Genomic DNA, 10885 nt, shown 5'->3' with positions numbered 1-10885 from the left:
GGAGAACGGCCGATGTCGATCAAACACGTCTTCAAGCGCACCGGCGGCTGGCTGTACCTGAACACGTCCCTGGGCCGCCACCCACTGCGTGGCGCCGGCGTGATCCTGATGCTGCATCGTGTGCTGAGCAATGATCGCGCCGCCGAATTGCCCCATCGCAATGAGCTGTGCGTGGGGCCCGAGGCGTTTGAACATCTGCTGATCTGGTTGCAACGGTATTTCGAATGCGTGCCGCTGATGACCCTTTTGCTGGCCGACCCTGAAAGCGTCCCCAACCGTCCGCGGGTGGCCCTGACCTTCGATGATGGCTGGCGCGACAACGCCATGAATGCCTTCCCGTTGCTGCGCCAATACCAGGTGCCGGCGAGTATTTTCCTCTCCACCGACTTCATCGGCAGTCGCCAGCACTTCTGGTGGGAAAGCATCGGCGAGACCTTGTGGGGCAGCCATGGGCAGGTCGCCCGGCACTCATTGATCGAGCACTTGCAGCACGCCGGCCGGCCGTTGCCGGTACTGCTCGATGACATCGACGACGAGCGCCGCAGCCTGGCGCTGTTGCACTATCTGCAAAGCCTCAAGAGCCTCGATCCACGCACCTTGAGCGACCTCACCGAAGCCTGCCCGCAGGGTTCCCAACCCCAGGCCCTGGATTGGCCCCAGGTGCGCATGCTCGAAGATTCCGGCCTGATCCGCTTCGGCCCCCATGGTGCCAGCCACGCGATCCTGACCGGGCTGGACGACCAGCGCCTGCATGAAGAACTGACCCGCAGTTGGACAGCCCTGGAAAATGGCTGCGCCCAACCCTTGCCGGTGTATTGCTATCCCAATGGTGATAACGACGCCCGCGTGCGCCAACAGGTGGCCGCCCACGGTTTTGCCTTCGCCCTGGGCACCGAGGCCGGGTTGTATCGCAACGATGGCGATCCCCTGAACCTGCCGCGCTTCGGTGTCAGCCAGCGCAATGCTCATCACCCTGAGCTACTGGCCTGGCGGATTCGCCGAGGGGCACACCCATGAGCCGCGCTCATTACCTCAAGCACTTGGCGCTGAGCATGGGCACGCGTCTGGCGATGATCGGCCTGCGACTGCTGCGCAATGTGCTGCTGGCACGGATTCTCGGGCCCAGCGAGCGCGGGCTGTTTGCCTTGCTCAGCACCTTGCCGGACTTGATCAGCGCCGCCACCAGTGGCGGCTTGAACTCTGCCGTGGGTTACCAGGCGGCGCAGCAGCGCTCGATGGGGCTGTTGCTCAGCCAGGTGCTGGTTTTCGGTTGCCTGCTGGCCGGGTTGCTGACCTTGCTGGTGGTGACGCTGGTGCGCGAGTTCGGTGGCGAACTGGACATCACTACGCAATTGGGATTGCTCGCCTGGCTGCTGTTACTGGCCGTGCCGTTGACGGTGCTCAAGAGTGGCTTGCTGACGCTGCACAACGCCTCCGGTGGCGTGGGTGCGTTCAATGCCTTGCGCCTGCTGGAATCCCTGGCGCCCCTGCTGCTATTTGTTGCGTTGTTCTGGATGTGGCAAGACACGGCGCTGGAAGCGGCACTGATCAGTTGGCTGGCTGGCCTGAGCCTGGTCGTGCTGGCCGGTTGGGTGTGGTTGCGCCGCGATCATGTGGTCACCCTGCGCTGGGATCGCACCCGCCAGAACGAACTGTTGCGCTACGGTGCCCGCAGCCATCCCGACCTGCTGTTCCAGCAAGTGCTGCTGCGCTCGGACTTTCTGTTCATCGGTGCCCTGCTGGGCAGCACGGCCCTGGGTCACTACGCCATGGCCAGCGCCGCTGCCGAACTGCTGCTGATCGTGCCGGAAGCAGTCACCACGCCGCTGATGAAGCGCCTGCTGCAACAAGACCGCGATATGCAGCGCCTGACGCCCCTGGCCCTACGCCTGACTGCCACGGTGATGCTCGGCGCTTGCCTGAGCATGGCGCTGATTGGCCAATGGCTGATCGTCACCTTGTTCGGAGTCGCTTACCAGCCAGCGTATCCCGCCTTGCTGGCATTGCTGCCGGGGTTGTTCGGGCTGTGCTACGCGAGCATCCTGCGCCTGGATCTGCTGGGCAAGGACCGACCCGGCACGGTGTCGCTGCTGATGGGCGCGGGCGCGCTGCTGAACCTGGCGCTGAACCTGATCCTGATTCCCCGCTACGGCATCGTCGGAGCCGCCGCCGCGTCTTCGATCGCCTACCTGGGCGTGACCCTGGCGCTGCTGGCAATGTACTGTCGCCTCAGCGGCGTGGCGCTGTGGCAGACACTGATCATCCTGCCCAGCGACTTGCTGCCGATGCGCCAGATGCTGTTGGGGAAATCAGCATGAGCGCGGTTATCCGCCAGACCGTCATCGCGAGCAAGCTCGCTCCCACAGGGTGCGGTGGTGTCCTTGTGGGTGCGGTGAGTGAGCTTGCATCCATAGTGGATGTGCCGTCCTCTTCGCGAGCAGGCTCGCTCCCACAGGGGACTGGTGCCGGGCACAGTCACTTTGATGACCGCAAATCAACGGTGGGAGCGAGCTTGCTCGCGATGGGGCCAGTACGGCATCGGTGGAAAATGGCCGCTGGCCTGTGCCTTTGGGGCCTGGCCTTCTTGGCCCATGGCGCCGCCATGCAGTGGACCGGGATCCGCGACGGTAGCCTGTACCTGCAGACCGACCGCCCGGATTGGGTGACCGTGCGCTGGGTGCCGGCCTGGCAGGCCGACGCCAACTCAGAACATCTGTACTTGCTCAACGGCCAGGGGCGCCTGGTGGGTGAGCGTTTGATCGAGGCGGCCCAGGAACGTGGCGAGCAGCAGTGGCCTTTGCTGCCAGGGGCCGCCAGCTATCGGCTGGAAATCCCCGGCTACAGTTTCCGCCGCTACACCGTCGAACACGACGCCCATACCCGCGCGATGTACGCCCCGGCCAAGGTGCATTTCAACGCCGAAACCCATGACGGCGACGAGTTGTATTTCAAGATCGCGCCCGGTGAGCGAGCCGTGCTGGCGGGCAAGTTCCACGGCGGCGTGCGCGGCCTGCAAGCCCGGCGCGTTGCCGATGGTCAACAGGTGCAGTTGAACCTCAAGCCCTACCCGGCCTACTGGCAGTTCGACCAGGTCGCCCTGCCCATCGCCAATGTCGAGCAAACCTGGCGCCTGCAATTGCAGGGCAACGGTAAGGCAGCGTTCTGGCTGGACGGCACGGCAAACCTGTTCGCCCAGGCCGCCGAACAGCTTCAACCGCTGCTCCAGGACCCGGGGCAAGCGCGCCTGAAACTCTATGGCGATGCCCTGGGAACAACCCCGAAATTGGGGGTTTACCTGCCCTACGTCGTGCCCCCTCCATCGGCGTATCCGCTGATCGAAGCCCTCAAGCCCCAGGCCGCCAGCTTTTACAGCTTTGTCGACATCACCGCCGACAGGCCGGACTATGAAAATCAGTTCCGACGTCTCTACCAGGACCGCTTCGGCATTACCCAGGACATCACCCTGCTGGCCGGCAGCCAGCGCCAGGCCGACCTGCGGGCCGACCGCGTCAGCAACGACGGTTTGCAGGCCTGGCTCAAGGCGACCCGCGCCTTGGGCGGCAAAGGCATCCACTACCTCAGCTTCGCCGATGAACCAAACCTCAATTACCCGGATTTCGCCAGCTACCAGCAGGTCTTCGAGAGCATGGCCAGCCAGGTCCGCGCCACACCCGCCAACGCCCGTGCCGGAGTGCGCATCGCCATCCCGGCCAGCTCGCGGTTCACCAATGGCCCCCTGGCGGAAAACGCCGCTGACCGGCGCGGGATCGATTGGGCGCGGCGCTTGCTGGCCAAGTCCAGCGACCAGATTGACGCCCTCGCCTGGCACGAATGGATGATCCGCGACCTGCTGGCGACCCGGGTCTATCGCAGCAGCGTACGCCGCGCCGCCGAACTGGTGGGCCTGGACGATAAGGGCCAACCGCGAAAAGCCTTGCTGCTGGACCAGACCAACATGTCCAGCGGCTCGAGCCTGAGCCCCTACGATCAGGAAACCCACTACGCCGCCCTGTGGTGGACGTCCGTGGTCATCAACGCCTCGGCCGATGGCTGGCTGGCCATGCTCAACTGGTTCATGCTCGCCGACGAACCGGTGTACCCCAAAGGCATGGTGCGGGTACTGGACGACGCCCAGCGCTTCGAACTCAAGCCGGTGGGCCTGGCCCAGCAGTTCATCCAACAGCATTGGCTCAACCAGGTGCTACGCCTGGACAACGACGCCTTCGAAGTCGACGTGCTGGCCATGGCCACCGACGCTCGACGCAGCCTGCTGGGCGTGAATAAAGGCACGCGCCCGCAACAGGTCAGCCTGGACGGCGGGCCCTGCCCCCAGGCGCAAGCCGAGCTGATGTATTTCGGCCCCGACAATCACAGCCGCAGCGCCCCGTTCAACTGCGAGGCCGGGCAGATTCGTTTTCTCCTGCCAGGGGAAACCTTGTTTGCCCTCGGCTGGACCGCCCCCTCTTCCCCCCAACCCGCCACCCGTCAGGAGGCACCATGAGCGCTCTACAAAAACTGCGTGATCGCATTCAGAAAAAAGGGCCGAGCGCCGTTCTAAAACAATTGTTCAGGCGCTACGTATTTTTCCACACTCGACTGGTGTGGCTGGAGCACGATGTGCGGACCCCACTGCCCCCGCATAACCTCAAGCCCTACCCACCGATGCGCCTGGAGTTCATCACAGTCGCCAATGCCGATGCTTTTGCCCGGCACTTCGGCGACCGCGTCGAAACCATGCGCGAGCTGGCGGCCGAAGGCTACACAGGCCTGATGTACCTGGATGATCAGGGCGACACCGTGGGTTTTGCCTGGGCCAGTACACGAGATTATTTCGATCGCCATTTCTATCGCTGCAACTTCCCGATCAAGCCTGGCGAGTACTTTCAGTTCGGTGGCGAGGCGATCCGTAAATACTGGGGCTCCAGTATATCGGCGGACATGCAGTTGGAAGTGTGGAAAGTCATGGCCGAACAAGGTTGCGACACCATGGTCGATGTCTGCGATCTGCAAAACGTCCAGGCGATCAAGATGCATATCCGCATGGGCTTCCAGGAACGCGGCAAGATCACTCACGTGTATCGGCTGTTCGGTCACTGGCGGTTTTTCCGCGACACGCTCTACCGCGGCTCGGCACTGAGCGCCTTTCAAAAACCAGACCAGCCAGTGGCATCGACTGCGGCGGCGGTCTGATGTCCATGGCGATCCAGTGCCAATGGTGTTGCTCCCTGCCGCCTCAGCGGCGTGGGAGCTTCCCCTTCCCCAACCCGCCGCCCATCAGGAGGCACCATGAACATTCTGCAAAAATTGCGTGATCGCATTCAGAAAAAAGGTCTGCGCGCCGTTCTGAAACAGCTGTGCAGACACTACGTATATTTCCACGAGCAATTGGTGTGGATGGAACGCGACCTGGTCAGTCCGATACGGCCCAACAACCTCAGGCCTTATACGCCGTTGCGTCGGGAACGCATTACCACCAGCAATGCCGATGCCTTCGCCACCTACTTTGGCGACCGCGTCGAAACCATGCGTGAACTGGCCGCCGAAGGCCACACCGGGCTTATGTACCTGGACGACAAGGGCGACACCGTCGCTTTCATCTGGGGCAGTACACGGGACTACTTCGACCGCCATTTCTTTCGCTGCTGGTTCCCGGTCAAACCGGGTGAGTTCTTCGAGTTCGGCGGTGAGTCGTACCGCGCTTACTGGGGAACCCAGCTATCGGTGGATTTCCAGTTGGATCTGTGGAAAGCCATGGCCGAGCAAGGTTGCAACAAAGTGGTCGACGTCTTCGAGCTGCGTAACATTCCAGCCCTCAAGCTGCACCTGCGCATGGACTATCAGGAGCGCGGCCAGATCACCCACATGTACTGCCTGTTCGGCCGCTGGCGATTCTTCCGTGACACGTTTTACACGGGCGCCATGCTGGACTCCTTTCGTAAACCGGCCAAGCCGGTTACCTCCACTGCGGCGGCCTGACGTCCATGACGATCCGCTTCCAGTGGTATCGCTCCCTGAGCGCGGCGGACTTTCCTGTATCAGCTTACGAACAGCTGCGAACCCAGGTGGCCGACGCAACACCGTTCAACACCCTGGCCTGGCTACAAGCGGCGGAATTTGCCCTGCTGCCCGATCAGCAGTTGCAGGTGCTACTAGGCTGGCAGGACCAGGACTTGTCGCTATGCCTGCCCCTGGTTTCGGGACGTGAGCGCATGGGTGGACTGCGGTTCCGAGTATTGCACCACTTGGGTTACCCCTTGGCCGACCGCATCGCTCTGCTGGCGCGTTTGGACGCCGAAGGCATGGGCCAGGCGCTGGTGCAAATCCGACAGCATGTGCCCCACGCGATGCTACAACTCAATGAGGTGGTGGAGCCGGTCGGCGAGCAAAGCGTTCTTAGCGCCTGGATGACGTTGAGTTCCACCGGGGAGCGGCGCCTGAGTTGCCGGGTTCCGGTGCACCTGATCAGCGACAGCGACCATCAGGAGATTTCCGGCGATCCACGCTACAAGCTGCGCCGAGCGCGCAAGCGGATCGCCGCTTGTGGCGCAGAGATCCGCCGGATAACGCCGGACGCCATCAGCATGGGGCAATTGTTGCGAGCCCTTACCGATGTCGAGGCTGCCAGCTGGAAAGGTGAAGAAGGCGTCGGCATCTTTGCCGATCCCAGGCGCCGACAGTGGATGAACCACGCCTTCACCGCCCTCGCCGCTCAAGGTCAGGTGCGGGTGGTGCTGCTGGAGCTGAACGGTGAATGCATCAGCTATCGCCTGGGCCTGCTGGACCAAGGCCGATTGTATGACTACAACCTGGCATTCCTGCCGCAGCATGCCGACCTGGGCAGCGGCCGGGTATTGCTCGAAGAGTGGATTCGCTGGGGGCTGGACGAAAACTGGCGATGGATCGACGCGTCCCGTGTCAGTCTCGATAACTCCAGCCATCAATTGCACGAACGCATGACCGGACAACTGGAACATTGGCGTTGGAGTTTTTATTCGTGGCAACCCGCTGGCCTGATCCTCGGGCTCGCCTTGCGGCTCTGGAAAAGTCTTAAACCCTGGCTTCGCAAACAGCCTCCCCCAAAAACCACAGCAACAGATTCACCTTCTATCCCCAAGGAAAAGGAGATTCCCCATGCCCCTCCAAGTGATCATCAACGCTGACGACTTCGGACTGTGCGTCAGTGAAAACATGATAATCGTTCAAGCCTTCGAAGCAGGCGTCATCAGTTCCGCGACCATCATGGCTAATATGCCGGGCTTCGAACAGGCGTGCGCACTGTCCCGACGTCCCCGGCTCAAAGGGCGTATCGGCCTGCATTTCAATCTCAGCCATGGGCAGCCGTTGAGCCAGGCCATAAAGTCGTGCCCGACGTTTTGCCATGCGGACGGTCATTTCAACTTCAACCTCTCACGCTATTGCCTACGTCTGGGCCCAAAAGACCTCGCAGCCATAACGGACGAACTTCAGGCGCAATGGCAACGCTGCCTGGATCATGGCTTGCGTCCAAGCCACTTGGACTCGCATCAGCACGTGCACAACATCTGGCCCATCGGTGAATTGGTGGCGCGCTTCGCTGCGCGGCAAGAGGTGCCCATTCGCCTGGCGCGCAATCTTGGGGCAAACCTGAATATGTCCAAGCGCATCTTCAAGACCTTACTCAACCGTCGCCTGCGTCATTTATGCGGCGCAACGGCTGACTATGTCTGCACGCCGGCCGACTTGCATCACGCCGCACCACCGGACCATGGTGTGCTGGAAGTGATTGCTCACCCAATGCGACTGGATGGAGATTTCGGCGACACCTACCTGGCTCCTGGCTGCTCATTGACCCAGGTGCTGCATCAGCGCCTGGCGGGGGTGCCAAAGGTGGGGTATGGCAAGACTGAACGGACGTTTGAGCGGGTTCAGCTTGAGGATGCGTAATGCCCCCTCTGCCATGCAGGCATTATCTTGGGGAGGGGGTTTATTTCCTCCCCCACAAGGTCATCTCAGTCACCGAAGCACACTCGCGCCAGCGAGGCACGCCGGTCGATCGCTTCGCGCAGTCGCCGTGTCTGCGTTTCCCAGGCATTGGCATCGACCCGGGCCGAACGCATCAGTGCCAGCATCGCTTCCTTGGCGCTGAGGTACTCGGTCCACGCATCCCGGGCCTTGAGGCTGCGCCGCTCTTCCTCGCTCATGTCCATGCGCCGCAGGGCCAGAGCACATTCGTCCTGGATCAACGGCCCGAGGGTCGTCTGGATCTTGTGGGGCGCCTTGAAACACGCGGTACCGGTAATAATATCCCGCGCCCGGTCCAGGCCCCATTCCAGCGCCTGGGCCAGCGGCTCACGCAAGGTGCGATCGTAGAATTCCTCGACCCGCATCTGCGCGCTCGGACGATGGACACCAACGAAAACCTGGGTCATGCCCTGAGGATTGATCCGCGCCTGGACCTCGATTTGCGTGCCGTCTTCCAATGTCTCTTCGTGGTTGCGCCCCGGCAACCGACTGTTAACCCAAAGCCAATACTGTGCGCTTCTACGTCGCATCGTGTTGCCCTCCCCCAAAGGAATAGGGAGTAAGGCACAGGGCCTGGGGATTTTCCAGCGCTGAAAAGCGCGCTTCAGACGAATGACATCCGCCCTTTATCGCTCAGGTTTTTTCTCCACTTGCCCGACCTTGGCCCGCCATTTTCGCCAAGCGAACCCTACGTGACGAGGGTACTTGCCCCCCGCTCGGCTGTGCGGCAGTCGCGAAACGGTCAATGAATCTGCTACAAGGCATCTTCGGATTCGAGTAGCGAATGGCATCGATGGCTTCACTCTTACTTTCTGGCCTGAAACGCCGCTGGTTGGCCTGGCTGTGCATGAGCGCATTGGTGGTCGGCCTACCGGTGGGCTGTGCTGTGTTGCAGCACAAGGAGCGGGAACTGGTCTTTCGCATCGAGCCGGGGACCGCAAGCTGGTTCAGTGGGCTGCCCAGCGGTGTGCAGGAGTTCGACCTCAAGCCGAAAAGCTTCAAGGCCGGAGAAAATATCCATGGTTGGTGGTGGCCGGCCGAACGCAAGAATGCGCCGGCCATCCTGTATTTACACGGTGTGCGTTGGAATCTGACCGGCCAGTTGTTTCGTATCCAGCAACTGCGGGCGCTGGGCTATTCGGTACTGGCGATCGACTACCGTGGCTTTGGCAAAAGCCATGGGGACCTGCCATCGGAAGCCAGCGTCTATGAAGACGCACGCATCGCCTGGGAGCGTCTCGAAGCCTTGCAACCGGACCCAAGCCTTCGGCTGATCTATGGTCATTCCCTGGGCGGTGCCGTCGCGGTGGACCTCGCCGCGCAGCTCGGGCAGCAGGCAGCGAAGGATGGCAAGGCACAGGTCCGGGGCCTGGTGATCGAATCCACGTTCACCTCCCTGGGCGATGTCGCCACCGCGATGGCGAATACTTCCCTGCCAGTGCGCTGGTTGTTGTCGCAGAAGTTCGATTCCATCGACAAGATCGGCGAGATCAACATGCCGCTGCTGATCGTCCATGGCGCGGCCGACCGTTACGTGCCGCCACGGTTCAGCGAGCAACTGTTCAACGCCGCCCGGGAGCCCAAGCGCCTGCTGCTGGTGCCCGGGGCGACACATAACAACAGCATGAGCCTGGCGGGTAAAAACTACCGGCAGGCCTTGGATGCGCTGATGAAAAGCTCACCATCGCCCGTTGCCGGCAACGCCCCCACTGGCCCGGCCAAAGCGGGCTGACCCACTGAAGTGGTGGGTCAGTTATGGGGATGTTGGCTGTGCCGCCGCCATCGCGAGCAAGCTCGCTCCCACCGTTTTTCCGAGGTGTTCTCAGGCATCGCTGCCACCACAAATCCCTTGTGGGAGCGAGCTTGCTCGCGAAAGCGGTGGGTCAGTTGATGGGAATGTCGGCTGGGCCAGCGCCATCGCGAGCAAGCTCGCTCCCACAGTTTTTTCGGGGTGTTCTCAGGTATCGCAGGCGCCACAGATCCCTTGTGGGAGCGAGCCTGCTCGCGATGGCGGTGGGTCAGGCGACGGTGAACCGTCAGGGCCCCGCGCCGAACCGGTCACGGCTGTTGGTCAGGTGTAGCCACATGGCGGCGCGGGCGGCGTCCGGGTCCTGGCGCTTGATGGCGTTGAAGATCGCCTCGTGTTCGAGGCTGGCAAACTGCGCCAGCTTGCTTAAATCAGCTTGGCCGCGCTCGGCCACGTTCACGCGGGTCCTGGGAATCATCGCATTGCCCAGGTGCTGCATGATCTCGACAAAACAGGCATTGTCCGTGGCTTCAGCGATGAGCAGATGGAAACGCCGGTCGGCTTCGACGCAGCTGTCGTTGTTGTTGGACAACCGCTGGTAGTCATCCAGCGCCTGACGCATCTGCTGCAACTGATGTTCGCTGCGGCGCTGGGCCGCCAAGGCGACTGCCTGGGTTTCCAGGCCCAGGCGCAGTTCCAGGATCGCTCGCACCCCTGCCGCGGTGTCGACATTCAGTCGTAGCCCCTGCTCGCCAGTTTGCGCCAGCACAAAGGTGCCGATGCCGTGGCGGGTCTCCACCAGCCCCGAGGCCTGTAATTTTGAAATCGCCTCGCGCACCACCGTTCGACTGACGCCATGGGCCTGCACGATGGCACCCTCCGACGGCAGCTTCTCGCCCGGCTTCAACTGCCCCAGCAGGATGCTTTGGCTCAGCTTCGCCACCAGGTCATGGGCCAGGTTGTGGGTGCGCTTGCGCAGGGGCGCTTCGGTGTCTTGCGGCATCGCCGGGGTTCCTTGAAAACAGGCTGACTGATCGTATCACCCGCGGGCGTAGAAAATCTTTTCATCGAACCGCCCAACTTGTATGACAACACTCAAGATCAGCCCATATCGTATAAAAATACCCTGTTGATGCA

The 10885-nt window shown here is 62.1% G+C and carries 10 protein-coding genes; 8 read left to right on the top strand and 2 right to left on the bottom strand.

Features of this window, described 5'->3' with window-relative positions; genetic code table 11:
* Positions 1-12 precede the first annotated feature (12 nt).
* From AD659_RS10925 to AD659_RS10895, 7 genes are all read left to right on the top strand, one after another.
* Positions 13-1017, top strand: a complete 1005-nt coding sequence (locus AD659_RS10925) for a polysaccharide deacetylase family protein (RefSeq protein WP_053121036.1) — start codon at positions 13-15, stop codon at positions 1015-1017.
* Positions 1014-2318, top strand: a complete 1305-nt coding sequence (locus tag AD659_RS10920; RefSeq protein WP_053121032.1) for a lipopolysaccharide biosynthesis protein — start codon at positions 1014-1016, stop codon at positions 2316-2318. The genes AD659_RS10925 and AD659_RS10920 overlap by 4 nt, the downstream gene beginning before the upstream one ends.
* A gap of 230 nt (positions 2319-2548) precedes the next feature.
* Positions 2549-4501: a hypothetical protein gene (locus AD659_RS10915; RefSeq protein WP_053121030.1), complete on the top strand. Its 1953-nt coding sequence runs from the start codon at positions 2549-2551 to the stop codon at positions 4499-4501.
* Positions 4498-5190 (top strand): GNAT family N-acetyltransferase, encoded by a 693-nt coding sequence (locus AD659_RS10910; protein ID WP_053121027.1) that lies wholly within the window; start codon positions 4498-4500, stop codon positions 5188-5190. Before AD659_RS10915 ends, AD659_RS10910 begins: the two co-directional genes overlap by 4 nt.
* A gap of 96 nt (positions 5191-5286) precedes the next feature.
* The gene (locus AD659_RS10905) at positions 5287-5976 is read left to right on the top strand and encodes a hypothetical protein (RefSeq protein ID WP_053121025.1); all 690 of its coding nucleotides are present in this window, start codon (positions 5287-5289) and stop codon (positions 5974-5976) included.
* Positions 5977-5981: 5 nt separating this feature from the next.
* Complete coding sequence (locus AD659_RS10900; RefSeq protein ID WP_053121023.1) at positions 5982-7160, top strand: GNAT family N-acetyltransferase; 1179 nt, start codon at positions 5982-5984, stop codon at positions 7158-7160.
* Positions 7132-7923, top strand: a complete 792-nt coding sequence (locus tag AD659_RS10895) for a carbohydrate deacetylase (protein ID WP_053121021.1) — start codon at positions 7132-7134, stop codon at positions 7921-7923. The genes AD659_RS10900 and AD659_RS10895 overlap by 29 nt, the downstream gene beginning before the upstream one ends.
* Positions 7924-7988: 65 nt before the next feature.
* Here AD659_RS10895 and AD659_RS10890 read toward each other — a convergent pair whose 3' ends face one another.
* Entirely contained in the window at positions 7989-8531 is a 543-nt protein-coding gene (locus AD659_RS10890) for a hypothetical protein (RefSeq protein WP_053121019.1), read from the bottom strand.
* A gap of 263 nt (positions 8532-8794) precedes the next feature.
* Between AD659_RS10890 and AD659_RS10885 the strand changes: the two genes are divergently transcribed.
* On the top strand, positions 8795-9733 hold the full coding sequence (locus tag AD659_RS10885) for an alpha/beta hydrolase (RefSeq protein WP_053121364.1): 939 nt from the start codon (positions 8795-8797) through the stop codon (positions 9731-9733).
* A 304-nt stretch (positions 9734-10037) separates the two neighbouring features.
* Here AD659_RS10885 and AD659_RS10880 read toward each other — a convergent pair whose 3' ends face one another.
* Positions 10038-10751, bottom strand: a complete 714-nt coding sequence (locus AD659_RS10880; protein ID WP_053121017.1) for a FadR/GntR family transcriptional regulator — start codon at positions 10749-10751, stop codon at positions 10038-10040.
* Between the last annotated feature and the right edge of the window lie 134 nt (positions 10752-10885).

This window comes from Pseudomonas thivervalensis (genome assembly GCF_001269655.1).
Lineage (GTDB): Bacteria > Pseudomonadota > Gammaproteobacteria > Pseudomonadales > Pseudomonadaceae > Aquipseudomonas > Aquipseudomonas thivervalensis.
Note: the sequence above shows the minus strand (reverse complement) of the source record. Positions and strands in the feature narration are given on the sequence as shown.

What these genes read in the sequence shown, in the direction of transcription:
- AD659_RS10900 (WP_053121023.1), top strand. Translation starts at nt 5,982, where the DNA reads ATGACGATCCGCTTCCAGTGGTATCGCTCCCTGAGCGCGGCGGACTTT.
- AD659_RS10880 (WP_053121017.1), bottom strand. Translation starts at nt 10,751, where the DNA reads ATGCCGCAAGACACCGAAGCGCCCCTGCGCAAGCGCACCCACAACCTG.
- AD659_RS10890 (WP_053121019.1), bottom strand. Translation starts at nt 8,531, where the DNA reads ATGCGACGTAGAAGCGCACAGTATTGGCTTTGGGTTAACAGTCGGTTG.
- AD659_RS10895 (WP_053121021.1), top strand. Translation starts at nt 7,132, where the DNA reads ATGCCCCTCCAAGTGATCATCAACGCTGACGACTTCGGACTGTGCGTC.
- AD659_RS10910 (WP_053121027.1), top strand. Translation starts at nt 4,498, where the DNA reads ATGAGCGCTCTACAAAAACTGCGTGATCGCATTCAGAAAAAAGGGCCG.
- AD659_RS10920 (WP_053121032.1), top strand. Translation starts at nt 1,014, where the DNA reads ATGAGCCGCGCTCATTACCTCAAGCACTTGGCGCTGAGCATGGGCACG.
- AD659_RS10905 (WP_053121025.1), top strand. Translation starts at nt 5,287, where the DNA reads ATGAACATTCTGCAAAAATTGCGTGATCGCATTCAGAAAAAAGGTCTG.
- AD659_RS10885 (WP_053121364.1), top strand. Translation starts at nt 8,795, where the DNA reads ATGGCTTCACTCTTACTTTCTGGCCTGAAACGCCGCTGGTTGGCCTGG.
- AD659_RS10915 (WP_053121030.1), top strand. Translation starts at nt 2,549, where the DNA reads ATGGCCGCTGGCCTGTGCCTTTGGGGCCTGGCCTTCTTGGCCCATGGC.
- AD659_RS10925 (WP_053121036.1), top strand. Translation starts at nt 13, where the DNA reads ATGTCGATCAAACACGTCTTCAAGCGCACCGGCGGCTGGCTGTACCTG.